Raw genomic sequence first — 23,964 nt, 5'->3', positions numbered from 1 at the left:
GGTCGCGCGATCTCCGACAGAATGATCCCATGCCGAAGCCCCGCACGCCGCGTGACCTCGCCGACGCCCGGTTCTCGCGCGACCTCGACGAGACCGCCGACGAGCTGGTGGTGGGCGAGGGTGTCGCGCTCGACGTCCAGCCCGCCGGACTCGTGCTGCGACTCGCGGCCGCGCTGCTGGACGGCCTGTGCGTCCTCGTCCTGTTCGTGCTCGCGCTCTTCGGCGTGTGGCGGCTCTGGCCGAGGGGACTCGAGCCGGCCTGGGGTGCTGCGCTCGACATCGTGCTGCTCGTCGTCGTGCTCGTGCTGGTGCCCGCGGCGGTCGAGACCGTGACGAAGGGGCGGAGCGTCGGACGGTTCGCCACCGGCACCCGGGTCGTCCGGCTCGACGGCGGCGCGATCGGGTTCCGGCACGCCTTCACCCGGGCGCTCGTCGGCCTGTTCGAGCTCTGGATGACGTTCGGCTCGGTCGCCCTGCTCGTCGCGCTGTTCGGCAGTCGGCCGCGGCGCCTCGGGGACCTGCTGGCGGGCACGATCGTGCAGCACGAGCGGCTGCCGAAGCAGCGGGACCCCGAGGTGCTGCTGCCCCCGGAGCTCACGGCCTGGGCCGGTGTCGCGGACGTCTCGGCGCTGCCGCAGCGGTTGGAGAACCGCCTCGGTGCGTTCTTCCGCGGGGCTGCACTGATGCGACCCGAACTGCGCGAGGCGGCGGCGCAGACCCTGGCGGCCGAGGTGTCCGCGTTCGCACACCCGGTGCCGCCCGTCCCGCCGGAGGTCTTCCTGGCCGGGGTCGTCGTGCTGCGGCGTCGTCGGGACGTCCGGGCGCTGGGTGCCCGCGCCGAGCTGCTGACCGCCGCGGGGGCGACCGCGGCGGCGCCCCCGCCGGGCTTCCCGCGCTGACGCGCACGGCGGCGCCCGGGCTGCTCGCAAGACACCGGTGTTCGCACTCCGAACACCCGCGTGCGGGGGTTCAACGTGCGAACACCGGTGTTCAGCGGAAGCGGCCGCCCCGCGGCGCTCAGTAGCGGTAGTGGTCCGGCTTGAAGGGACCCTCGACCGGCACGCCGATGTACGCCGCCTGCTCCGGACGCAGCGACGTCAGCTGCACCCCGAGGGCGTCGAGGTGCAGGCGCGCGACCTTCTCGTCCAGGTGCTTCGGCAGCACGTACACGCCGGTCGGGTACTCCTCGCGCCGGGTGTGCAGCTCGATCTGGGCGAGCACCTGGTTCGTGAACGAGTTGCTCATCACGAACGACGGGTGCCCGGTGGCGTTGCCGAGGTTCATGAGCCGGCCCTCGGACAGCACCAGGATCGACCGCCCGGTCGGCAGCCGCCACTCGTGCACCTGCGGCTTGATCTCGACCTTCGAGACGCCGGGCAGCGCTTCGAGCCCCGCCATGTCGATCTCGTTGTCGAAGTGCCCCACGTTCGCCACGATCGCCAGGTGCTTCAGCCCGAGCATCTCGTCGACCCCGACGACGCCCAGGTTGCCGGTGCACGTGATGACCATGTCGACGGTGTCGACGACGTCCGCCAGGCGCGCGACCTGGTAGCCGTCCATCGCCGCCTGCAGCGCGCAGATCGGGTCGACCTCGCTGACGATGACGCGGGCGCCCTGCCCGCGGAGCGCCTCGGCCGCACCCTTGCCGACGTCGCCGTAGCCGACGACGAAGGCGACCTTGCCGCCGATGAGCACGTCGGTGGCCCGGTTCAGGCCGTCGGGCAGCGAGTGCCGGATGCCGTACTTGTTGTCGAACTTCGACTTCGTCACCGAGTCGTTCACGTTGATCGCTGGGAACTTCAGCTCGCCGTTCCGGAACAGCTCGTACAGACGGTGGACGCCCGTGGTGGTCTCCTCGGTGACGCCCTGGATGTCGGCCGCGATCCGGGTCCAGCGGTCGGAGGACGTCTCGAGCGACCGCGCGACGGTGTCGAGCACGATCTTCCACTCGGTGCTCGCGTCCGGCTCGGCGACCGGAGCGGCACCGGCCGCCTCGGCGTCGGCGCCGGTGTGCACGAGCATCGTGGCGTCGCCGCCGTCGTCGAGGATCAGGTTCGGCCCGGTCCAGTCGGCACCCGCCGCGGCGGCCTCGTCGCTCCAGTCGAAGATGCGGCTGGTGCACCACCAGTACTCCTCGAGCGTCTCGCCCTTCCACGCGAACACCGGGACGCCGGCGGGGGCGTCCGGGGTGCCGGTGGGCCCGACGGCGACGGCGGCCGCCGCCTCGTCCTGGGTGGAGAAGATGTTGCAGCTGGCCCAGCGCACCTGCGCGCCGAGGGCGACGAGCGTCTCGATGAGCACCGCGGTCTGCACCGTCATGTGCAGGGACCCGGCGATGCGCGCGCCGGCGAGCGGCTGCGCCGCGGCGAACTCGTCACGCAGGGACATCAGGCCCGGCATCTCGTTCTCGGCGAGGCGGATCTGGTGCCGGCCGGCCTCGGCGAGGGACAGGTCGGCGACGCGGAACGCAGCAGCGGTGCGGGTTTCGGTGGGCATGCCCACCAGTCTTCCATGCCGGGAGGCGCGGATCACCAGCCGATCCCGGTCACGTTCCCCGGGCCTCCAGACCGACCCCCGCACCCACGTCGCGGACGCGAGCCGTCAGTCGACGTCGCGCGGCAGCGGCTCGCGCCGCACCACCTGCCAGCCGCGCGGGACGCGCAGGGAGGCAGCGTGCCGGGCGCAGAGGTCGTAGCCGTGCGGCTCGACCCGGGTCGACAGCGGACCGACGACCACCATGGAGTCGCCGTAGTCGTACGTCAGGGTCGACGAAGCGCTGTTGGCACACGCCACCTTGCTGCAGATCCGCACGTCCATCTCGACAGGGAGCCTAGCGGAGCGTCCGGCGCGCACCCGTCCCCGCGTACGATGTGGGGATGCGTCGGAAGCCTCGCCTCGTCACCCCGGTCGACCGCGGTCGGGGGCGCTCCCGGCACGGCCGCGGTGGGCGCTCGAGCGTCACCGGGCCCGAGCTCGCGCCGATCATCACCCGCGCCGAGGCGTTCGACCGGATCGTCGGCGACAGCGCGCACTACCTGCTCGGTCTCTGGCCCGAGGAGCTCTCCGGCGTCGTGTTCCAGGTGGCGGACATGCCCAGCGACACGACCCTGCCGGACGAGATGCCGCGCTGGCGGATCGACCGCGACACCCGCCGCGTGACCGTCTTCCGGATCCCCGTCGAGCGGGTGAACCGGAGCCCCGAGAAGGACGACTCGGACCGCCGCATCATCATCGAGACCGCGGTGTTCCGCGCGGTCGGCGAGCTGATCGGCAAGGACCCCTGGGACCTGGCACCGGACCGCTACCGACACTGGTGAGCCGGGCGGACCGCGCCGGCCCGTCGTGCCGCCGGCGCTGGGCTGACCGCGCCCGGCGTCAGGGGTAGACGCGGACCGGGGTGGAGACGTCGGTCGCCGGGCGCACCGGGAAGCCGGCGATGCCGTCGGCCCCGCGGTAGGTCACGCCCGCGACGATGCCCTCCGTGCCGGTCAGCGTGAGCTGCTTCGCGGTCTGCACCGGGAGCGTCACGGTCGCACCGGACAGGATCTTCAGCGTGCGCCGCTCGTCGCCCGACCGCACCGTGACGGAGCGGTCCTGGCGGGTGGGGTTCACGAAGTTCAGCCGCACACCCTCGCCCGGGGCGATGGCGGTGATCGTCCGGTCGCCCAGCGGCTCGGCCGAGGCGAACCACCCGAGGTCGGTGCCGCTGCTGGCACCGTCGGTCGGCGTCGTGGTGCGCGCACCGGTGACGACCGGCTCGGTCGAGGTGACGGTGAACGAGTACCGGCCGTCCGGGAAGTCGTCGAGCGCGACGTCGGTGACGACCCCGGGCTCGGCGGTGGCGTTGACGGTCGTGCCGCCGCCGTCGGCCGTGCTGATGCCGAGGGTGACGCGCGCCGACTTCGTGCCGGGGACGAACAGCCGGACGATCGGCGCCGCGTCGGCCGTGTCGTCGCCGCGCTGGGCGGCCTGCGCGTCGGCGAGGGCGACGGCGGGGATGACCTGCGAGCGGGACGGCGCGGCCCCACCGGAGACGATGTCGTAGCCGCCCGGGGTGAGGGTGCGGACGACGGACTCCTGCATGTGCGCGACGATCTGGCCGCCGGACGACGTGACGTGCACGACGGTCGAGGCGGCGTCGGACACGAAGCCCGACAGCGGGACGACCTTCTGCGTGTTCGGCGCGACGACGATGCCGGTGGTCCCGGGTGCGCTGACCGTCCCCGAGCCGTCGAAGATCGTCAGGTCGACCGTGGCGTTCACGTCGGTCGGGTTCGAGAGCGTGACGAGGCTCGTCCGACCGGTCTCCGTCGAGCCGCCGACGAGCCACGTGGACTGGGTCGGGTCGTCGCACGAGGCAGCGCCCGCGCCCACCAGGTCGCCGCTCGAGACGCTCTGGAAGCTGCTGCCCGCGACCTGCGGCGTCGTCTCACCAGCGGGGGCCGTCAGGAGTCGGGGGTCGCTGCCGCCGGTGGTCGAGGAGTCGAGCGAGGACCGCTCGACCGTCGAACCGGTCGTCGCCGTCGCGACGGTCGCGGTGCCGACGGTGCTCGCCTGCGTCGCGTCGTTGCCGGCATCGTCGGACAGGCGCAGCGCACTGCCGGCGCAGACACGCTCGGCGGCGGCGGGGACCGGCGTGACGGTGCGCCCGGCCGGTCGACCCGGTTCGGACTCGGTGCCGATGGCGTGCGCCGCGGTGACGGCACCCGCGGCGACGACGACGGCGACGGCCGTGGCGGTGCCGCGGACGATCCAGCGCCGGACCGAGGAGGGGTTGGTGCTCATTCGTCGCGCTCCTCGTCGAAGGTGGTGGCGGGTTCCTCGGCCTCGATGACGTTCGAGGTGGCACGGCGGCGGCGCGGGGCCGTCGGGACCGCAAGGAGTGCTGCGGCGCCGAAGACCACGCCGAGCACGACGAGGTACAGCACGTGGGTGGCCTGGGTCGCCGCGGAGCCGGAGCGGGTGCGGTCGACCTCGCCCTCGTAGTGGAACAGCTGACCGTTCGTGGTCTCGCCGATGCTCGTGAAGAGCGCGTTCTGACCGATCGCGCCGGCGGCCCGGTCGTGCACCGTCTGCGCCTCGGGGTCGTCACCGGCGTCGTCGATGAGCACGAAGCTCACGCCGAGCTCGCGGAGCGCCGGCCGGGGGTCGTACCCGCTGCGGCTCGCCAGGTTGCCGGCGAGCGTCGTCAGCCGTGCGCCGGACTCGCTCAGCCGGAGTGCGGTCGCGTCGAGCGTCGACTGGTCGTCGAGGGTGGAACCCTGCCCGCGCTCGAGCGTGACGGCGAGCGAACCGTCGTCCTGCGGGACGACCACGAGCGTGCCGACGTCCGGGTTCGCCTGGGCCTCGGCGTTCACGTACGCGCTGAGCACCCGGCCGGTGGTCGGCTCGATCGTGGCGGTCCCGAGGTAGAACGCCGCGAAGGCCGGAGCCACGGCCACACCGGCGAGCACGGTCGCGACGAGCCCGGTGACCGGGGCGGCCTTCGGCAGTACGTCGATGCCGATGCAGGCCGCGACCACGAGGGCGAGCCAGTACACGGACAGACCGCTGCCGGGCCAGACGATGGTGGTGGTCGACCCGACACCGGTGACCGTGACGTGGGTGGCGGCGAAGGCCGTGGCGAAGCCGAGGAGCGCGATGACGAGCGCCGAGCCCGCGACCGCCCAGCGGTGGCCGAGCATCGCCCCGATCGCGGCGGCGGCCACGGGGAGCGCGAGGACGGCCATCACGATCGGCAGGACCGTGGCGACCAGCGCGAGTCCGGACGTCGCGGGGAGCCAGCCGCTCCAGTCGGGCAGGGGCTGTCCGATGGCCAGCTGGAGCGCGGACGGCGCCCGGGTCGCGGACGGCGCACCCGGGTCGGCGAACACCGCGAGCAGGTTGCCGCGTGCGGCCTGCGCCAGGATCAGCGGCAGGAAGAGCACCGCGGTCGGCACCGGGATGAACAGGCGACGGTGGGCCCGGCGCCAGCCGACCAGGAGCGCCACGAGCCAGCCGACCAGCAGGACCGGCAGCAGCGACGGCGCCGAGGCGGCGACGACGGCGAACAGGAGCGACGCTCCCGAGGCCCAGGCCCACGAGCGGTGCGCCTCGAGCACGGCGACGAACAGCCACGGCAGCACCAGGTGCGCGATCACGGCGCCGAGGTGTCCGGTCGTCACGGCTCCGACGAGCGACGGGGCGATCGCGTACAGCGACGCACCGATGACCGGCACCCAGGTGCGGGTCGTGACCTTGCGGACCGCGAACCAGGCCCCCAGTGCGGACAGCGGGAACGCGACGAGCATGACGAGCACGACCGCGGTGGACGGCGACCAGAAGACGATCGAGCCGAGCACGGCGAGCACCGCGGCGAAGGGGTCGGACGGGCCGGTGAAGCCCGTGCCGAGCGAGTGGAAGCCGTACCCGACGTTCTGCCAGAGCTGTCCCGGCGTCGCGGAGAGCGGCAGGAGTCCCCCGCCGGTCAGGGCCGGCGACCCGAGCAGCGGGTAGAGCGTCACGACGCTGAGGACCGCGGCGGCCAGGACCACCCAGATGCCGCCGTCGCTCAGGAACGACGCCCGGGCGATCGGGGCGTCCTCGGCCCGGGCGAGTTCGACGTCCCGCGAGGTGGTGCGGTGCTCGTACACCCGACGCCAGCTCACACGGAGCGGTTCGACGGCGGCCCAGCCGAGCTTCTTCGTGCGTGCGAGGTTCTTGCGCGCCCGCCCCGTGCCGCCGCCGAACGCGACGGCGAACGCGGCGGAGAGCTCGGGGACCACGGCGGCGGGGTGCTTCGCGACCAGGTGTCCGAGCGCGCGGCCGATCGCGAACGGCACGAGCGTGAGCCAGTGCAGCCAGACCAGCGCGGCGGGCGCGTACGTCATCCGGCGGTGCAGCTGCGCCTGCCGGTGCATCCGGACGCGCCGCGCTTCGGACACGCGCTTGCGGCCGAACTCCTCGATCGGTCCGGCGCTGGTGACCTTGGCCTCCGGCACGAGGGCGACGCGGTGTCCGGCGAGGCGGACCCGCACCGAGAAGTCGAGGGCCGCGTCGACGTCCGGCAGCGCCGGGTCGAAGCCGCCGAGTTCGTTCCAGACCGAGCGGCGCACGAGCATGCCACCTGCGGCGACACCGAGCACGTCGGTGTTGCGGTCGTGCTGGCCCTGGTCGAGCTCGTCCTGCACCAGCACGATCGACCGGCCGAAGCGGGTCATGCTCTCGCCGAAGGCGCGGATGAGCGAGGGGTCGTCGTCGGCGACGAGCTTCGGACCGGCGACGACGACCGAGGGCGCGATCTCGACGGCGGACAGCAGGTCGGCGAGCGCGGTCGGTGCCGGCGCGTTGTCGTGGCCGAGGACCCACAGCCACTCGGCGACGGGCTCGTCGGTCGCGGCGGGCGGCGCGCTGCGCTCGCCCTGGCGGACGGCGTCACCGAACGCGGTACCGGCGGGCAGCCGGACGAGCTGCGCGGACCCGCCGAAGGACAGTTCGGCGGTCGATCCGTCGGTCGTGCCGACGTCGACGACCACCAGGTTCTCGGGGTGGCGGGTCTGGGCGGCGAGCGCGTCCAGGGTCCGGTCGAGGTGGGCCGCCCCGTTGGCGGCGACGAGGATCGCGGTGACTCTGGGCTGCATGACGGGCGTCACTCTACGGTCTGGAGGCGCGGTGTCGGCTGCGGACGGCGGCGCGCCGTGAACCTTTGGATGCGCTCACTGCGCGGTGCGGGACGGGCGGAGGTGGTCGCCTTCCGGCGCCTTCGTCGCAGGCTCCTCAGGGGCGCAGTCGCACGGCGCTGGCGCGCCGTGAACGCTCCTACGCCCGTTTCCGCAACTTGCGGCGTTCCCGCTCGGAGAGGCCACCCCAGATGCCGAAGCGTTCGTCGTTCTCGAGCGCGTACTCGAGGCACTGCGCCCGGACCTCGCACGAGGTGCAGATCTTCTTCGCCTCGCGCGTGGAGCCGCCCTTCTCGGGGAAGAACGCCTCGGGGTCGGTCTGCGCGCAGAGCGAGTCGACCTGCCAGGCGAGCGGGTTCTCCTCGTCGTCGGTCTCCGGACGTCGGACACCCGGGACGCCGAGCGCCACGGGATCGACGTGCCAGTCCTCCGGAACTCCGGCGTGGAACTCGGAACCGTTCACCCTGATCACCCCTGCCGCCTCGACAACGAACCCCAACTCTTGCGGCCGTTGCCTGTAATTACAGCGGTGTCATTCGCCTGAGTCAAGTCGCGGATCATAGAAGGCACTGACCGCTCCAGCGTGTCATGTCCCCCGTTTGGGCGTGTCGCACCGCTCGGGTGGGCCTTCCGGGGGACAACTGACTCGTCCTCAGGCGCTCAGGAGGCGCTGCGACGGGCCTCCCAGGCGCTCGACACCATCTCGTCCAGGGAGTGCCGCATGGCCCACTCGAGGTCACGGGCGGCGGCTTCGCCGGTCGCGACGATGCGGGCCGGGTCGCCGGGGCGCCGCGGTGCGATCTCGGGGTCGAAGGCGATCCCGGTGCCCGACGCCATCGCGTCCATGATCTGCCGGACGCTCACGCCGTCGCCGCTGCCGAGGTTGTAGGCCCGCGCGAGCGGCTCCCCCGCCTCGAGCTTCCGCGCGGCCACCGCGTGCGAGTGCGCCAGGTCGGCCACGTGCACGTAGTCGCGGACGCAGGTGCCGTCCGGGGTGGCGTAGTCGTCGCCGTTGATCCGCGGGGTCCGGCCGGCGAGCAGCGCGTCGAAGACCAGCGGGAACAGGTTGTGCGGGCTGGCGTCGTACAGGTCGGGCTCCCCCGAACCGACGACGTTGAAGTACCGGAGCGACGTGGTGGTGAAGCCCGCGGCGACCTCCATGTCGCGCAGCAGCCACTCGCCGATGAGCTTCGACTCGCCGTACGGCGACTCCGGGTTCTTCGGGGTGGACTCGACCACGGTCTCGACGTCCGGCGTGCCGTAGACCGCCGCGCTGGACGAGAAGACCGCCTTGGTGACGCCGGTCTCCGCCATCGCGCGCAGCAGGGTCGCCATGCCGGTGACGTTCTGCTCGTAGGTGTGCAGCGGGCGCTCGACCGAGACGCCGGCGTACTTGAACCCCGCGACGTGGACCACACCGGTGACCTCGTGCTCGCGCAGCGTGCGTGCGACGAGCTCGCCGTCGAGGATCGTGCCCTCGACGAACGGCACGTCGTCCGGGACGAACGCGCGGAAGCCGCTCGACAGATCGTCGAACGCGACCGTGTCGATGCCGGCCGAGCGCAGCGCTCGGACGACGTGGGACCCGATGTACCCGGCACCGCCGGTGACCAGCCAACTCATGGTCGCCACGCTAGCGGACGTCGGCGACGCCCCGGTGGCGGTGTGCGGGTCCACGCCACGGCGTGCGGCCCCGCGCCGGTCCCGGTGCCGGTGCCGGTCCGTGCCCTAGGCGCCGGTGGCGATGAACACGGTCGACGTGATGCCGTCGGAGGAGTCCGCCTCGACCGTCACGTCGCCCTCGTCCGGGGTGATGAAGCACGACTCGCCCTTGCGGAGCAGGGTCGCCGACTGCGCGCCGACGAGCGTGACGACGCCCTCGGTGCAGATCGCGATCGACGGCCCCACGAGCGGGGCGACCCCGCCGGTGCTCAGTCCCACCGGGCGACCGTCACCGTCCACCCGCAGCAGCGCGAAGCCGACGCCGTCCGGCGCGAACCGGTCGACGCCCTCGGCGATGTGCTCGGGCTCGAGGACCGGTGCCGGGTACGCGGTGAAGTCGAGCACCCGCAGGAGCTCCGGCACGTCGACGTGCTTCGGCGTGAGCCCGCCGCGCAGCACGTTGTCCGACGGCGCCATCAGCTCGATGCCGAGTCCGTCGAGGTACGCGTGGATGTTGCCGGCGGGCAGGTACATGGCCTGCCCCGCGGTGAGCGTCACCCGGTGCATGAGCAGGGAGACGACGATGCCGGGGTCGCCGGGCCAGGTAGTCGCCAGGTCGCGGACGGTCGCGGTGTTCGGGGTGAGCAGGTCGTCGTCGAGCGAGACGGCCAGGTCACTCGCGGCCTGCACCACGGCGAGCGCGGACTCGTCGGCGGTCTCGAGCCAGCGGACGGTGTCCTCGAGCCCGTGCAGCAGGTGCACCTCGAGCGGACCGAGGCGGCCGGTACCGGCGTCGAGCACGCGGACCTCGGCCAGGGTCTCCTCGACCGGGCGGAAGCCGCTCAGCGCCTCGAACCGCTCGCTCAGCGCGACGACGAGCTCGGGCTTCGGGAACGGGTCCTTGTAGTTGCGGGCCGGGTCGTCGAGCGGGATCCCCTCGCGCTCCTCGCGGGCGAAGCCCTCTTCTGCCTGCTCCGGGGTCGGGTGCGCCTGCAGCGAGAGCGGTGCCGCAGCGGCGAGCACCTTGAGCAGGAAGGGCAGGCCGGTGCGGTCCGGACCGAGTGCGGTCTCCGGCTCGTCGGCGATCCAGTCGCGGAGCGTGTCGGCCCCGCCGACCATGGCCGGGTTGACCACGACACTGGGGCTGCCGGCGTGGGCGCCGAGCCAGAGCTCCGCCTGCGGGGCACCCGTGACGGTGCGGCCGAGGAGCTCCGGGATCGCGGTGACCGAGCCCCAGGCGTAGTCGCGGGGGGTGTTCGTGATGCCGAGGAACATGGGCCAGAGCCTACCGGCGCTGCCGGTGGAGTCCTGCGGACGGCGACCGGCCGGTAGCCTGGCGTCGTGACGAACACCTGGCCACTGGCGCGCGGGACCGTACCGGAGCGCGAGGCGTTCGCCTTCGGGGCGACGACCCTGTTCGTGCTGTTCGCGGGCGACGCCGTGCCGAACACCCTGACCTGGGTCGGGGCCGGCATCCTCTGGGCCCTCGTCGCGGCATGGGGCATCACGATCCTGGTCCGGGCGAGGCCACCGCTCGTCCGCACTCCCTGGGCGCTCTGGGCGTTCCTCGGCTGGTGCCTGGTGACCCTGGTCTGGTCGCACTGGCGGTTCGCGACGATCTCGAGCCTGACCGTGCAGGTGATCTGCGCGGCCGTCGCGTTCACGATCGCCTCGACCCTGACGTGGCGCCGGATCACCGACGCCCTGAGCCTCGCGCTCCGGTGGGTCCTGATGCTCTCGCTCCTGTTCGAGGCCGCCGTCGCGGTGTTCGTCCGGCACCCGATCGCCCCGATCTGGACGGACTACGGCGACCGCGACGTCCCCGACGCCTTCTACTTCTCGCGCGCCGAGCTCTTCACCGGGGGCCGGATCCAGGGGCTGCCCGGCAACGCCAACCTGCTCGCGATGGTGGCCCTGCTGGTCGCGATCGTGGTCGCCGTGCAGTTCGCCGAGGGTCGGATCCGCCGGAACCAGGCGATCGGCTGGCTCGTCGTCGCGGCACTCGGCTTCGTCCTCACCCGCTCGTCGACGGTCATCGCCGCCGCACTCGTGGTCGCCGTGGTCGCACTCGCCGCCGTCTGGATGCGCCGTGTCCCGACCGAGCGCCGCACCCCGCGCTACCTGCTGCTGGCGGTGGGTGCCGTCGTCGTCGCCGTCGCCGCGTTCGTGCTGCGCGGCCCGGTGTCCGAGCTGCTCGGCAAGGGCTCGGACGCCACCGGACGCGGGGAGATCTGGGCCAAGGTGCTCGGCCTGATCGACCAGCACCCCGTGGGCGGCTGGGGCTGGATCGGGTACTGGTGGCCGGGCATCCCGACGCTCGCCGACCTGGCGCAACGCAAGGGCGTCACGTACCTGCAGGCCCACGATGCATACCTGGACGTCTGGATGCAGACCGGCATCATCGGCCTGGTGCTCTTCGCGATCTACGTGGTCACGACGCTGTCCCGCTCGTGGGCCTGCGCGACCCGCATCGGGTACGACGCCGCGCTGCGTCCGCGGTCGTTCGACCCGGTGTCGCTCCTGCCGCTCCTGGTCGTCGTCGCCCTGCTCGTGCAGTCCGTCGCCGAGTCCCGCCTGCTCTACCAGGGGAACTGGGTGCTCTTCGCCCTGCTCGCCATCAAGACGCGCATCGTGCTGACCGGCGAGGAACCGGTGTCCACCGGCGACGGTCCGCGCACGCCGCCCGCCAAGCGCGAGTTCCGCTGGGCCGGCACGCGCTGACCCGCACGCTCCCTCAGCGCGACAGCCACGAGCACGACACCGGGGACGACCACGGGTTCGACTTCACCCGGGCGACCTCGAGCGTCGGGTCCGCGTCGCACGCCGCCACCGCCGCCGGCAGTTGCCCCGCCCACACCGGCCCGTCGCTCCGCCGCGTGTCGGTCGGCGCGACGTGCAGGACCGCCGACGCGACGACGGCGGTGACCACGCACCAACCGGCCAGCGCGCCGACGAGGCGACCAGGGCCTCCCGTCCGTCCGGCAGCACGCGACCAGCTGCGGGCGTCCACGAGCGTGGCGGCGGCGACCACCGCGGCGCTCACCAGCAGCAGGCCGGCGGCCGCGGCGTAGCGCTGCGGCGGCACGGCGGCCATCGCGGCGACCGGCGCCGACCAGCGGAGGCCGTCGCCGCCGTTGGCGAGCAGGGCCACCCACCACACCGCGACGGAGCCGACGGCGAGGGCTGCGACCATCCACCGCGTGCGCGCCGGCCCGACCACGACGGCCGCCACCAGGACGACGAGCAGCAGGGCTGCGGGCACCACGACCACCGCCCAGCCGTGCTCGACCACCGCCGTCAGCACCGCACCGAGGTCCGGGTCCCAGGCACCCGCCACGGGACGCAGCAGGTACCCCGCGAGCACGTCGCGCACTGCCGGCGACCCCGTGGCGAGGGCCCGCGGGCTCGTCAGGGTCGTGATGCCCTGCACCGCCAGGGCGACGACCACGACGAGCGTGACCGGCAGCGCGGTCCACCGGCCGGCCGGTCCGGGCGCACGGCCACGCGGCGTCCAGGCGAGGAGCAGCAGGGGCGCGAACAGCGCGGTGAGCGGTTCGGTGAGCACGACCGCCCCCGCGACCACGGCGAGTGCCCCGGCCGCCCACCACGACCGCGCACGCCACGCGAAGACCCACGGCACCAGGACGAGCAGGAACCAGTGCAGGTTCGCCGCGTTGCCGCTGATCTCGTACGGGGCGAGCGGCAGGACGACGGGGACGGCGGCGAGCACCAGCCGCAACGGCCACGGGCGGACGACGTCGCGGGACAGCACGAACACCAGGGCGCAGGCCCCGCCGACGACCGCGCACGCGGCGAGCGCCACCACCTGCGCGTACCGCTCGGGCGGCAGCGCGTACCCGAGGTCGACGATGAGGCGCGGCAGCAGGTGCACGTACCCGGCGTAGGGGTGCAGCAGGGTGTCGACGGGACCCATCGCGATCCGTTCGCGCAGGAACACGCCACCGTCCTCGGCCCAGACGGTGTTCCGCGGCACCGGGCCGAGCCGGTACCAGGCCAGGGCGGTCGTGAGCAGGCCGACGACGACCGCGACGAGGGGGACGCCGCTGACCCTGCGCGCGAGGTCCATCCGGTGAGGATAGTTCGGTCATCGCGCATCGTCGATACAGCCACACCGCGATGCGGTGTGCTCGTCACAAGGTCGTGCGCCAAGATGGACGCGTGACGGACGGCCGGGTGAGCAGACAGGTGCTCGGGCGCCGGTACCTCTCCGCCTGGATCGGCTTCTCGGCCGGTGGACGGTTCAGCCAGGCGCTCGCGACGGTCATCGTGCTGTTCGGGTTCGGCCAGCCCACCGTCGAGGCCCTCGTCGGCCGGGCGGGGACCTGGGCGGTGCTCGTGACGCTGTTCGTGCTCGCGGGGCTGAGCCTGCTCGGCCAGCGCTACCGGATCGAGTGGCACGGGGTCCTCCCCCTCTCGCTGCTGGCCTTCGTCGGCTACTGCGCGTTGAGCGTGCTCTGGAGCGAGTACTCCTGGGTGGCGCTCCGCGGACTGGTGCAGACCGTGTGCTTCATCGGCCTCGGGCTGTACCTGGCCCTCGGCCGCGACCTGGTGCAGGTGATCCGGGCCTCGGGCGACGCCTTCCGGATCCTGCTCGTGACGGCCCTCGGACTCGAGGTCCTGTCCGGCCTGGTCCTCGACGTCCCGTTCCCGGCGTTCGGCATCCGCGGCGACATCGCGTACGGCGGCCCGATCCAGGGCATCGGCGGCACGCGCAACTTCATGGGCTTCATCGCCGCGATGGCCCTGGTCACCTTCGTGGTCGAGTTCCTCACCCGGTCGGTCACGGTCTGGCGCGCGATCGCCTCGACCTCGCTCGCCGTCATCGCCCTGATGCTCGTGCAGTCCCCCATCACCGGGCTCGCGATGATCGCGCTCGCCGTCACCGCACTGGCGCTCTGGTCACTCCGGCACGCACGACCGGCGACCAGACCGGTGGTCAACGGCGTCCTCGGCGCGGTCGTCCTGCTGACGCTCGCCGTCGGGGTGCTCGCCCGGCACCGCCTGCTCGCCGAGATCGGGGCGGCCGGCGGCACGGCCACCCGGACGGACCTGTGGTCGCAGATCCGGGTCCTGGTGGAGCGCTACCCGATCCAGGGCTGGGGCTGGGTGGGCACGTGGCCGACCGAGCCCGTCGTGCCCTACGTCACGCTCATCGACCCCGCCGGCGTCCGGTTCACCTCGGGCCTGAACGCCTTCGTGGACGCCTGGCTGCAGATCGGGTTCGCGGGCACGCTCATCCTCGGCATCACCGCGTTGCTCGCGTTCGCGCGTGCCTGGGTCACGGCGACGACGTTCCCCGGGGTGGCGTACGTGTGGCCGGCCGCCGTGCTCGTGCTGCTCGCCGTCACCAGCACGGCGGAGAGCTACCTGCTGCACGGCGCGGGGCTGATGTTCTTCGTGACGGTCCTCGTGATCGCCGCGCGGCGCCGCTCGTGGCGCCGGCACCTGCCGCGCGTGTAGCGGCGGTACGGCGCGACCCACCGACGGCCTGGAGGCCCGTGGCGGCCCCGCACCGCGCCTCCAGGCCGTCGCGCCCAGCGTTCCCGGCGCGCGCATCGTGAGCAGGAACGGTCGCCCCTGCGGAGGCGACCCGACCGTTCCTGCTCACGAAGCGAGCGAGCGGGCGCCCTACGGGCGCGTGCGGCGACCGAGGCGGCGCTGCACGCCCCACTGGGTGACGCGGAGCATCGCCTCGAGGACGATGGACCGGCTCATCTTGGAGACGCCGTGCACGCGGTCACGGAAGCGGATGGGCACCTCGACGATGCGGCCGCCGAGGGCGTCCACGCGCAGCGTCATGTCCACCTGGAAGCAGTACCCCTTCGAGTCCACCGACCCGAGGTCCATCCGCGCGATCGCCGACGAGCGGTACACGCGGTAGCCGGCGGTGATGTCCCGCACGTCGAGCCCGAGCACCAGGCGGGCGTAGGTGTTGGCCCCGCGGCTGAGCGCCTGGCGCCGGAGCGGCCAGTCGACCACCGACCCACCGGGGACCCAGCGGGACCCGATGGCGAGCAGGACGTCGTCGGACGCGGTCACGGCGTCGACCAGTGCCGGCAACCGGTCGGCCGGGTGCGAGCCGTCGGCGTCCATCTCGACCAGCAGCGGGTACCCGCGCTCCAGGCCCCACCGGAACCCGGCGACGTACGCCGTGCCGAGCCCGAGCTTGCCGGAGCGCTGCAGCAGGTGCACGCGGTCGTCCGCGGCCGCCAGGGACCGCACGATGTCCCCGGTGCCGTCCGGGCTGCCGTCGTCGACGACGAGCAGGTGGGCACCGGGCACCGCCGCCAGCACGGCGGCGGTGATCGCACGGATGTTCTCGGCCTCGTCGTACGTCGGGACGATGACGAGGGCGGTGGTCTCCCCCGGGGTCACCGGTTCAGGCGCCGCTTCACCTTGCCGGCGACGCTGCGGGGGCCCTCGGTGCGCAGGTAGTGCACGGCACGGCCGAGGTCGTAGCGGACGCCGGAGAGCTTCTTGCGCTCCGGGACGCGGACGCGCATCTTGTGCGGCTCGATCGACGACGCGGTGTCGCGCACCGACTTGTCCGCAGCGCGGATCGGGTTCCGGCAGAACTCGACGAGCGGGGCGAGGACGTTCTCCCACGTGAACTGCTCGCGCACGCGGTCGACATTGCCGATGAACTCCGTGCGGGCCTTCTTGTCGAAGAGCGCCGTCTCGAGCGCGGTGGCCAGGCCGTCGATGTCCTGCTCGTGCACCGCGATGCCGAGCTTCTCTTCTGCGACGAGGTCACCGAACGAGTCGCCGGCCGTCGTGACGATCGGCAGCCGTGCCCACAGGTAGTCGAGGATGCGGGTCCGGAACGAGAAGGTGGTCTCGAGGTGCTCGTAGTGCGTCGAGACGCCGGCGTCGGCCTCGAGCAGGTAGGCGCCGCGCTCCTCGTACGGGATCCACTGGTCGTTGAAGAACACGTGCTTGCCGGTGAGCCCGAGGGCGTCGGCCTCGGCGCGGACCTTCGCGACGATGTCCATCTCGGGGACGTCGGGGTTCGGGTGCTGCACGCCCATGAAGAAGAGCTTCACCGACGGGCGGCGCTCGGCGAGCTGGGCGATCGAGCGGACCAGGGTGATCGGGTCGAACCAGTCGTAGATCCCACCGCCCCAGACGACGAGCTTGTCGTTCTTGCCGATGCCCGGCACGACGCCCTTGACGCGCTGCTGGTCGTGGACCGGCGGCGTCGAGGACAGGCCGAACGGCACGACGCCGATGAGCGAGCGCAGGTCGGCGTCGCGCGAGTAGGTGCGGGCGTTCACGCGGCCGGAGCCGGCGAGCTGCCCGAGCCAGAACATCCGCTGGCGCTCCGAAGCGCAGATGAAGTAGTCGCCGAGCTCGAGCTGGTGGTTCAGCGTGTCCGAGGCGTCGAGGATCTGGCGGTTCCACTTGTCGACGTCGTCGCTGCGGCCCTGTTCGAGCTGCTCGAGGTGCAACGGGTCGTAGACGTCGACGACCAGGATCTTGCTGGTCGACTCGAGCACCGGGAACAGCCGGAGCGCGTGGCCCTGCACGATGATGACGTCGGCCCAGCCCTCGTGCTCGACCATCTGGCGCGGGTGGCGGTGCGGGACCGTGACGACCTCGTACGACGGGTCGATCGGCGACGAGCGGGTCAGGCTGACCACGCGGACGTCGTGCTCGGACGCCAGCTGCTTGGCCATCTGGGTGGCACGGATCGCCGGACCGGCCATCTTCGCGCCGATCGAGTCGCCCGTGATGATGAGGACGCGGCGGCGGGTGCCGACCTCGAGCACGCCGAGGGAGTGCACGATCTTGTCGTAGCCGGCCAGGTAGTTCTCGATCGGGTAGGCGGGCTCGTCGCGGTTGCCGAACAGGCGGAGGAGCTCGCGGTCGGACCGGACGCGGGTCGCCTGGATCTGGCGGCGGGACTCGGTCATCGACGGCAGCTGCTCGACGAACTGGTCGACACCGTAGATGCCCGCCATGCTCGTCTTCGGCACCGGGATCGTCGGGACGCTGTCGTCGCCGGGGTTGCGCAGGTCGAGCTCGGTGGAGTCGAGCTCCCCGCGGCCCACGGCACGGCGGACGGCGAGCGCCAGGGAACCGGGCAGCGCCGCGGCGAGCTGCTCGTCACCGAGGTTCTTGTAGAGCGTGAACAGTGCGTTCCGCTCGAGGAGGTAGGTCTCGCGGAAGTCGCCGAACTTGTTCATCGACGCGTGGTGCTTGTGGAACGCGACCGACTTCGGCTGGTACCGGAAGCGCCAGCCGAGCAGGTTGAGCCGCCAGCCGAGGTCGACGTCCTCGTAGAACATGAAGTAGCGGTCGTCGAAGCCGTCGAGCTGCTCGAAGAGCTCCGCGCGGATGAACATCGCGGCGCCGGTGCCGAACAGGACGTCGGTCTCGCTCTCCCACCGGCCGGTGTCCGGCGACCCGGCGAAGGGCTTGTAGCCCATGCCGTACCAGGTCATCGCGGCCTCGGTGAAGTCGACGTTGACGCCTTCCCAGTCGAGGACCTTCGAGGCGACGGCACCGATGTCGGCACCGGAGGCGAAGGTGGCCATCGCCTCGCGCACCCAGCCGGTGTCCGGGCGGGCGTCGTTGTTGAGGAACGCCACGACCTCGCCGGAGGACTTCTCGACGCCGAGGTTGCACCCGCCGGTGAACCCGAGGTTCGCGCCCGCGTCGATCAGGGTGAAGTCGAGGCTCGAGGCCTTCAGACGCCCGAGGTGCTCGGGGCCCGAACCGTTCTCGACGACGATCACCTCGAGCTTGTCCTGCGGCCAGTCCTGCTTGCGGAGTTCCGCGATGCTCGTCAGGGTGTCGTCCGTGCCCTTGTAGTTCACGAGGATGACGGACACGACTCCCGGCTTGCGCTCTGTCACGCGAGTTCCTCCAGCAGCTGCCGCGCACCGGGCGCGGGTCGATGGGTCGGCCAACGGGGTGCCGCGGGCCGATGACACCCTACAAGGCGCGCCCAGGGACTCCCTGCCGCCGCTGCGGATTCGTGCAGAATGGCGTGCGTGACCGCAGTGATCCCGAGCACCCCCATGTCCTCTCCCCTCCGCGAGGACTACGCGGCCCTCGCGGCCGACGAGCACGCCGAGGGCCCCCGCGGCACGATCCGCTTCGCGGTGTCGACCGCCGACCCGACCGAGGGCAAGGGCGACCTGTTCGTCGCGCTCGGGCTGGCGCGGGCGTTCCGGGCCGAGGGCTGGGGCGTCGCGATGTGGCCGCTCGAGCGCTGGGGCGAGGAGCTCCCCGCCGACACCGCCGTCGTGGTCAGCATGATCGAGTCCTTCGTGCCCGGGTACGTCCCCGCCGGCACCGCCCTGGTGGCGTGGGTGCGGAACTGGACCGCCAAGTGGGCCGCCCTGCCCTACCTCGACGAGTTCGACGCGGTCTGGACGTCGTCCGGGATCGCCCGCGACACGATCGCGGCGGCCTACTCCGGCCCCGTCGAGGTGGTGCCGATCGGCGTCGACACCGAGCTGTTCACGACCGACGCCCCCGCACCGCGCGAGCGCACGGACCGCGCCGTGACCACCGTCAACTTCTGGGGCGTCCGCCGCCGCGTGCAGGACGTCCTGGCCGAGATCGCCCCGGCCGAACCGATCGTCTGGTTCGCCGCGAACGTCGACCACGTCGAAGCCTCCGCGGGCGTCGAGCTCCGACCGGCCGTGTCCTACTTCGCCCTGCCCGAGGTCTACCGCGCCGCCGGCTTCGTGGTCGACGACGTCATCGAGCCGGCCGCCGAGTACGGCACCCTGAACTCCCGCCTGTACGAGTCGCTCGCGTCCGGTGCACTGCCCGTCACCGACTGCGCGCTCGGGCTCGACGAGCTCGGCCTGTCCGACGTGCCGGTGTTCGACGACGCCGGCTCGCTCGAGCGCGTGCTCGCGATGCCCCGCGACGAGCGCACCGCCCTGGTCGCCCGGCTCCGCGCCGTCGTGGTCGAGCGGCACTCGTTCCGCAGCCGCGCCGAACAGGTCGGTCCGTCGCTCGACGCCGCCGTCGCCGCCGCCTCGGGCCGGAGCGGCGAGCGTGGCGCGTTCCTGCGGTGGGCCACCGCCCAGCGCGAGACGCTCCGGCAGACCGAGCACGACCGCGACGTCCACCTGGCCGGCGTGCACGACATCAACGCGCGCCTGGTCGCGTCGGAGCAGAAGGTCGGCGCGTACGACACCGCCCGTCGCCTGGCCGAGGCGGAGCGCGACCAGATCGCGGCCCGCTTCGAGGGCCTCACGCGCTCCCCCGAGTACCGACTGCTGCACGGCGTGGGCCTGATGGCGCGGCGCGCGCGCCGCTGACGGCGGTCGACGCGACCCACGACGGACGGGAGGCCCGGTACCAGCTGGTACCGGGCCTCCCGTCCGTCATCTGGTGCCCGTCTACTGCACGGTGACGGTCTTCGTACCGAAGCTCTTGTAGGTGCCGCTCGGCAGGTCCTGGAAGTAGACGCGCACGGTGTGCGTGCCCTTCTTCACCCCGGTGAGCTTCCGCGACAGCCCGACGTCCGAACCCCAGTCCGGGTGCACGGCCTGCACGTCGGTGCGGGTCGCGTTGACGGTGCCCGGCGAGACGGCCACGCCGTCCAGGTGGATCTTGTACTTGACCGGGTCCCAGACGTCCGGGTCGATCGCCCAGCCGGCCACGGTGATGGTGCCCGTGCCGCCGGTGACGGACTCGTACAGGCCCTTGACCGAGCCGGTCTTGCCCGTCTTGCCGGTGGTCGGCGGGTCGGTGACCGTCACGCTCTTCGTGCCGAAGCTCTTGTACGTGCCGCTCGGCAGCTCCCGGAAGTACACGCGCACGGTGTGCGTGCCGGCGGTCAGCCCGGGGATCTTCAGCGAGAGGCCGACGTCGGAGCCCCACGCGGGGTGCACGGCCTCGACGTCGGTCCGCTTCGCGTTCGCGGTCCCGGGGGCGATGGCGACACCGTCGACGTGGATCTTGTACGCGACGGGGTCCCAGACGTCGGGGTCGATCGCCCAGCCGCGCACCGTGGCGCTGTTCACGCCACCGACCACGGACTCGAACGCACCCTTGACCGAGCCGGTCTTGCCCGTCTTGCCGGTCGTCCCCGACGCGTCGGGTTCGGCGGTCGACGCGGCGGTCACCGTCACGGACTTGGTGCCGAAGCTGACGTACTTGCCGCCCTGCAGGTCCTGGAAGTAGACGCGCACGGTGTGCTTGCCCGCCTTCAGGCCGGTGAGCCGGAGCGTCAGGCCGACGTCGGAGCCCCACGTGGGGTGCGTCGCCTCGACGTCGGTGCGGGTCGCGTCCGCGACCCCGCTGTTCGTGCTCACGCCGTCGACGTGGATCTTGTACTTGACCGGGTCCCACACGTCCGGGTCGATCGCCCAGCCGCGCACGGTGGCCGTGCCGACGCCGCCGGTGACGGAGTCGTACGACCCGCGCACGGCACCGGTCTTGCCGGTCTTGCCGGTGGTCGGGGCGTCCACGACGACCGACTTCGACGCGACCTTCACGTACTTCGTGCCGGGCTTGTCCATCACGTACAGCGTCACGGCGCGCGAGCCCGCGCTGATGCCACCGATCGTCTTCGAGAAGCCGAGGGTGCTGCCGACGCCGGGGTAGACCTTCGCCACGTCGGTGCGGGTCTTGTCCGCCGTGCCGGTCGCCTTGCTCACGCCGTCGACGAGGATCTTCCACGAGCCGGGCTTGGACGAGTCGGGGTCGAGGACCCAGCCGGTGGCCGAGATCGTGCCGACGCCGCCGGTCACCGAGTCGAGGACGCCCTTGGGCGCCGCGCTCGTGATGGTGCGGGTGTAGCAGCCGAGCAGGGTGTTCGCCCCGCGACCCTGGTTGATGGCGTAGCTGCAGACGGAGTGCTTGCCGAGGCTCAGCCCGGTCAGTTCGGCCGAGAACCCGTGCCGGGTGTTGTTCGCGCCGAGGGTGCCGGCGAGGTCGCTCCGGGTCTTGTCCGCCGTGACGGTCTTCGCGCCGGCACCGTCGACGTAGAACGCGACGCGCAGGGCGTTGGTGGTGTCCGGGTCGGCCGCCCAGCCGGTGACCGTGATCGACGAGGTGGAGGTCGCGGTCACGGAGTCGACGTCGCCGTAGGGGTTGCCGCCGCCGGCCGCAGCACCGAACCAGTCGGTGTACATGCGCCAGAAGTTGCGGTTGCCGTAGGCGGAGCAGCTGTCACCGGAGCCGTAGAGGTTCGACATGGCCGCCGCGTTCGGGGTGTACGGGGTGTAGATGTACAGGCTCGCGGTGGCCTGGTTCTGGATGTAGACGGACTTCCGACCGCAGGCCGCGTTCGGGTTGAGCAGGATCGAGTTCGTCCGGCCCGCCTGGTACGCCCACGAGGTCGGCGACGCCTGGTACCGCTTGAACTGCAGGGCCGCTGCGTAGACCTGCTGGCCGAAGCCGAAGTAGGCCGGGTCGCACGGGGCGGTGTCCGGGCACGCGAAGCCGGTGGCGTGCAGGTACATGTAGGACGTCGGCGAGGACGTCGTGACGATGCCCTGCTCCTTCTGCAGGAGCACGAGGAGCACCTTCTGGCTGATGCCGCACGCGGCACCGACCTGGGCGATCATCGTCGCGGCCGACTTGGTGCCACCCGCGATGGCCGCGCACCGGCCGGAGACGGCGCCGATCGAGCTCATCTTCTGCGAGAAGTCCTTGAGGCAGGCGGGGCCGCTCGACGACTTCCGGCAGTTCGGCGCGACGCTCGTCAGGAACGACTGCACGGCGGCGGCGTTCATCGCCGAGCCGTTGTAGAAGTTCGCGTCGCTGATGATGTTGCCCGGGTCGAAGTCCGAGGCGACCGCGGCCGAGGCCGACTGGGTCGTGGTCTGCTCCGCGAGCACCGTGCCGAAGGTCAGGCCGCTCACCGCGACGGCGAAGGCCGCCACCAGGGCGAGGGAGCTCCGGAGGGAACGGCGGGAGCGGGCTGCTCGGGGGGAACGGGGGGTGCGCATCACGGGACCTCGGCGGTCAGGGGGTCGGACGTCGTCGACGCGGAGCCGACGGCGTAGGTCAGGGTGACGGACCAGGTGCCGCTCGACACCTTCGCCGCGGGGAACGACACCTGCGCGCAGTTCACCGACGAGGCACTCGCCTGGGCGGTGCTCGTGGCGGTGCGCGTGACGCCGTCCTTCGTCGCGGTGAAGGTGCACTTCCCGCTCGTGTCGGTCGTACCGGAGACCAGGCCACCGGCCTGGAGGGTCTTCGAGCCGGTGTCCCAGCCGGCGAACGTGACGACGGACGTGGCCGGGTACTCCGACGGGTCGGTGTCCGGCTGGTTCGTCGCGCCGCTGCCCGGGAACGCACCGGGGGTGTCGTCGTCGGAGGCGCCGGCGTCGTCGCCGTCACCGTCGTCGGACCCACCGTCGGTCGGCGTCGAGGCCGTACCGGTGGGGGCCGAGGTCGCCGAGTCGTCGTCCGTCGGGGTCGCACTCGGGGTGCGCGAGACGGACGCGGACGGCGACGGGGTGGCGTCGTCGCCACCACCGGAACAACCGGCCAAGAGGAGACTGAGTGCACCGACCACCGCGAACGCAGCGATCGGCCTGGATGCGAGGAGCATGCTGACGGGCCGTCCTGTGGATGTTGACAAGGGTCCGGGTTGCAACAACGGTAACTCGAAAGTGAAGGTTGAGGGTTGGATCGGCCGGAATCACCCCCACTCGGGGTGCACGACGACCGTCGCCCAACCCCGTCCCGCGGGCCCGGTGAGTATGCTGTTCCGGTCCTGCCCCCACGAACGAAGAGACGTATGGTCGACCAAGCCCGCATGACCGCGCTCGCGAAGGAACCCCTCGTCGTGATCGGCGCTCCGACGAGCGCCTTCCGCGGGACCTTCCGTGAGCTGCGCGACGTCTTCCGGCAGCGCGAGATGCTCGGCATGCTCGTCCGGCGTGACCTGAAGGCCCGCTACAAGGACTCGGCACTCGGGTTCGTGTGGACGCTCGTGCGCCCGCTGACACAGCTGCTCATCTACTACTTCGTCATCGGCAAGGTCCTCGGCGCCGCCAACGGCATCGACAACTTCGCGATCTACGTCTTCACCGGCCTGACCGCCTACACGCTCTTCAGCGAGATCGTCGCCGGGTCGACCGGGTCGATCGTCGGCAACTCGGGGCTGATCAAGAAGGTCTACGTCCCGCGCGAGGTCTTCCCGCTCGCCAGTGTGGGCGCGGCCCTGGTGAACTTCACCATCCAGTTCGCGATCCTGCTGGCCGCGACGGTCGTCATCGGCGTCTTCCCGTGGCACGAGGGTCTGGTCTACCTGATCCCCGCGCTCGCGGTGATCCTGGTCTACGGCGCGGCCATCGGCCTGGTGCTGTCCGCGCTCAACGTGTACCTGCGCGACGTGCAGTTCGTCATCGACGTCGGCCTGATGGTCCTGCTCTGGGCCTCGCCGATCGTCTACTCGTACTCGCGGGTGGTCGCCACCGTGAACGCCGACTGGCTCCTCACCCTCTACACGAACAACCCGCTGACCCTGTCGGTGCTCGGCCTGCAGAACGCGATCTGGCTGCACGACCCGGCCGACGTCACGTACCCGGACCACCTGATGCTGCGGCTGGGGATCGCGTTCGTGATCGGTCTCCTCTGCCTCATCGGTGCGCAGCGGATCTTCTCCCGCCTGCAGGGCAACTTCGCGCAGGAGCTCTAG

The 23,964-nt window shown here is 72.2% G+C and carries 18 protein-coding genes; 6 read left to right on the top strand and 12 right to left on the bottom strand.

Going from position 1 to position 23,964, the window contains the following annotated elements; translation table 11 throughout:
* The first annotated feature begins 29 nt into the window (after positions 1-29).
* Positions 30-899 carry an RDD family protein gene (locus DEJ12_RS07050; RefSeq protein WP_111029484.1) on the top strand — a complete coding sequence of 290 codons (870 nt, stop codon included), beginning with the start codon at positions 30-32 and terminating at the stop codon, positions 897-899.
* Between the two features lie 118 nt (positions 900-1,017).
* On the opposite strand, the gene ahcY is transcribed toward DEJ12_RS07050, so the two are convergent.
* Positions 1,018-2,496, bottom strand: coding sequence for an adenosylhomocysteinase (gene ahcY, locus DEJ12_RS07045; protein ID WP_111029518.1), 1,479 nt, complete (start codon positions 2,494-2,496; stop codon positions 1,018-1,020).
* Positions 2,497-2,601: 105 nt separating this feature from the next.
* Positions 2,602-2,817, bottom strand: coding sequence for a DUF3499 family protein (locus DEJ12_RS07040; protein ID WP_111029483.1), 216 nt, complete (start codon positions 2,815-2,817; stop codon positions 2,602-2,604).
* Between the two features lie 59 nt (positions 2,818-2,876).
* On the opposite strand from DEJ12_RS07040, the gene DEJ12_RS07035 reads away from it, so the two are divergent.
* A complete protein-coding gene (locus DEJ12_RS07035; protein WP_071405768.1) occupies positions 2,877-3,317 on the top strand; it encodes a metallopeptidase family protein in 441 nt (146 codons plus the stop codon).
* 58 nt (positions 3,318-3,375) lie between these two features.
* Here the strand turns inward: DEJ12_RS07035 and DEJ12_RS07030 are convergent, their stop codons facing one another.
* From DEJ12_RS07030 to manA, 5 genes are all read right to left on the bottom strand, one after another.
* Entirely contained in the window at positions 3,376-4,785 is a 1,410-nt protein-coding gene (locus DEJ12_RS07030; protein ID WP_071405767.1) for a DUF5719 family protein, read from the bottom strand.
* Positions 4,782-7,619 (bottom strand): glycosyltransferase, encoded by a 2,838-nt coding sequence (locus DEJ12_RS07025; RefSeq protein WP_111029482.1) that lies wholly within the window; start codon positions 7,617-7,619, stop codon positions 4,782-4,784. Before DEJ12_RS07025 ends, DEJ12_RS07030 begins: the two co-directional genes overlap by 4 nt.
* Before the next feature lie 178 nt (positions 7,620-7,797).
* Complete coding sequence (locus tag DEJ12_RS07020) at positions 7,798-8,130, bottom strand: WhiB family transcriptional regulator (RefSeq protein WP_081827389.1); 333 nt, start codon at positions 8,128-8,130, stop codon at positions 7,798-7,800.
* 188 nt (positions 8,131-8,318) lie between these two features.
* Positions 8,319-9,281: a UDP-glucose 4-epimerase GalE gene (galE, locus tag DEJ12_RS07015; protein WP_111029517.1), complete on the bottom strand. Its 963-nt coding sequence runs from the start codon at positions 9,279-9,281 to the stop codon at positions 8,319-8,321.
* 105 nt (positions 9,282-9,386) lie between these two features.
* Positions 9,387-10,595 carry a mannose-6-phosphate isomerase, class I gene (manA, locus tag DEJ12_RS07010; RefSeq protein ID WP_111029481.1) on the bottom strand — a complete coding sequence of 403 codons (1,209 nt, stop codon included), beginning with the start codon at positions 10,593-10,595 and terminating at the stop codon, positions 9,387-9,389.
* 66 nt (positions 10,596-10,661) lie between these two features.
* On the opposite strand from manA, the gene DEJ12_RS07005 reads away from it, so the two are divergent.
* A complete protein-coding gene (locus DEJ12_RS07005) occupies positions 10,662-12,041 on the top strand; it encodes an O-antigen ligase (RefSeq protein WP_111029480.1) in 1,380 nt (459 codons plus the stop codon).
* 13 nt (positions 12,042-12,054) lie between these two features.
* Here DEJ12_RS07005 and DEJ12_RS07000 read toward each other — a convergent pair whose 3' ends face one another.
* Positions 12,055-13,407: a hypothetical protein gene (locus tag DEJ12_RS07000; RefSeq protein ID WP_111029479.1), complete on the bottom strand. Its 1,353-nt coding sequence runs from the start codon at positions 13,405-13,407 to the stop codon at positions 12,055-12,057.
* A 107-nt stretch (positions 13,408-13,514) separates the two neighbouring features.
* Here DEJ12_RS07000 and DEJ12_RS06995 point away from each other — a divergent pair, with 107 nt between their 5' ends.
* On the top strand, positions 13,515-14,801 hold the full coding sequence (locus DEJ12_RS06995) for an O-antigen ligase (protein ID WP_128780653.1): 1,287 nt from the start codon (positions 13,515-13,517) through the stop codon (positions 14,799-14,801).
* A 168-nt stretch (positions 14,802-14,969) separates the two neighbouring features.
* On the opposite strand, the gene DEJ12_RS06990 is transcribed toward DEJ12_RS06995, so the two are convergent.
* Complete coding sequence (locus DEJ12_RS06990) at positions 14,970-15,716, bottom strand: polyprenol monophosphomannose synthase (protein ID WP_111029478.1); 747 nt, start codon at positions 15,714-15,716, stop codon at positions 14,970-14,972.
* The gene (locus DEJ12_RS06985; RefSeq protein ID WP_071405761.1) at positions 15,713-18,199 is read right to left on the bottom strand and encodes a glycosyltransferase; all 2,487 of its coding nucleotides are present in this window, start codon (positions 18,197-18,199) and stop codon (positions 15,713-15,715) included. Before DEJ12_RS06985 ends, DEJ12_RS06990 begins: the two co-directional genes overlap by 4 nt.
* A 138-nt stretch (positions 18,200-18,337) precedes the next feature.
* Between DEJ12_RS06985 and DEJ12_RS06980 the strand changes: the two genes are divergently transcribed.
* Positions 18,338-19,624: a glycosyltransferase gene (locus DEJ12_RS06980; RefSeq protein WP_181433033.1), complete on the top strand. Its 1,287-nt coding sequence runs from the start codon at positions 18,338-18,340 to the stop codon at positions 19,622-19,624.
* 81 nt (positions 19,625-19,705) lie between these two features.
* On the opposite strand, the gene DEJ12_RS06975 is transcribed toward DEJ12_RS06980, so the two are convergent.
* Positions 19,706-22,264 carry a hypothetical protein gene (locus tag DEJ12_RS06975; protein WP_146245541.1) on the bottom strand — a complete coding sequence of 853 codons (2,559 nt, stop codon included), beginning with the start codon at positions 22,262-22,264 and terminating at the stop codon, positions 19,706-19,708.
* Complete coding sequence (locus DEJ12_RS06970) at positions 22,264-22,872, bottom strand: hypothetical protein (protein WP_111029475.1); 609 nt, start codon at positions 22,870-22,872, stop codon at positions 22,264-22,266. Before DEJ12_RS06970 ends, DEJ12_RS06975 begins: the two co-directional genes overlap by 1 nt.
* Before the next feature lie 189 nt (positions 22,873-23,061).
* Here DEJ12_RS06970 and DEJ12_RS06965 point away from each other — a divergent pair, with 189 nt between their 5' ends.
* Positions 23,062-23,964: an ABC transporter permease gene (locus DEJ12_RS06965; protein ID WP_111029474.1), complete on the top strand. Its 903-nt coding sequence runs from the start codon at positions 23,062-23,064 to the stop codon at positions 23,962-23,964.

It is taken from the genome of Curtobacterium sp. MCLR17_059, from assembly GCF_003234665.1.
GTDB classification, from domain to species: Bacteria; Actinomycetota; Actinomycetes; order Actinomycetales; family Microbacteriaceae; genus Curtobacterium; species Curtobacterium flaccumfaciens.
The sequence above is the reverse complement of the archived record's forward strand: the minus strand, read 5'-3'. Positions and strand labels throughout refer to the sequence as shown.

Coding starts and splice junctions, on each gene's coding strand:
- DEJ12_RS07035 (WP_071405768.1), top strand. CDS start 2,877: ATGCGTCGGAAGCCTCGCCTCGTCACCCCGGTCGACCGCGGTCGGGGG.
- DEJ12_RS06975 (WP_146245541.1), bottom strand. CDS start 22,264: ATGCGCACCCCCCGTTCCCCCCGAGCAGCCCGCTCCCGCCGTTCCCTC.
- DEJ12_RS07025 (WP_111029482.1), bottom strand. CDS start 7,619: ATGCAGCCCAGAGTCACCGCGATCCTCGTCGCCGCCAACGGGGCGGCC.
- ahcY (WP_111029518.1), bottom strand. CDS start 2,496: ATGCCCACCGAAACCCGCACCGCTGCTGCGTTCCGCGTCGCCGACCTG.
- galE (WP_111029517.1), bottom strand. CDS start 9,281: ATGAGTTGGCTGGTCACCGGCGGTGCCGGGTACATCGGGTCCCACGTC.
- DEJ12_RS06965 (WP_111029474.1), top strand. CDS start 23,062: ATGGTCGACCAAGCCCGCATGACCGCGCTCGCGAAGGAACCCCTCGTC.
- DEJ12_RS07050 (WP_111029484.1), top strand. CDS start 30: ATGCCGAAGCCCCGCACGCCGCGTGACCTCGCCGACGCCCGGTTCTCG.
- DEJ12_RS07040 (WP_111029483.1), bottom strand. CDS start 2,817: ATGGACGTGCGGATCTGCAGCAAGGTGGCGTGTGCCAACAGCGCTTCG.
- DEJ12_RS07000 (WP_111029479.1), bottom strand. CDS start 13,407: ATGGACCTCGCGCGCAGGGTCAGCGGCGTCCCCCTCGTCGCGGTCGTC.
- DEJ12_RS06970 (WP_111029475.1), bottom strand. CDS start 22,872: ATGCTCCTCGCATCCAGGCCGATCGCTGCGTTCGCGGTGGTCGGTGCA.
- DEJ12_RS07030 (WP_071405767.1), bottom strand. CDS start 4,785: ATGAGCACCAACCCCTCCTCGGTCCGGCGCTGGATCGTCCGCGGCACC.
- manA (WP_111029481.1), bottom strand. CDS start 10,595: ATGTTCCTCGGCATCACGAACACCCCCCGCGACTACGCCTGGGGCTCG.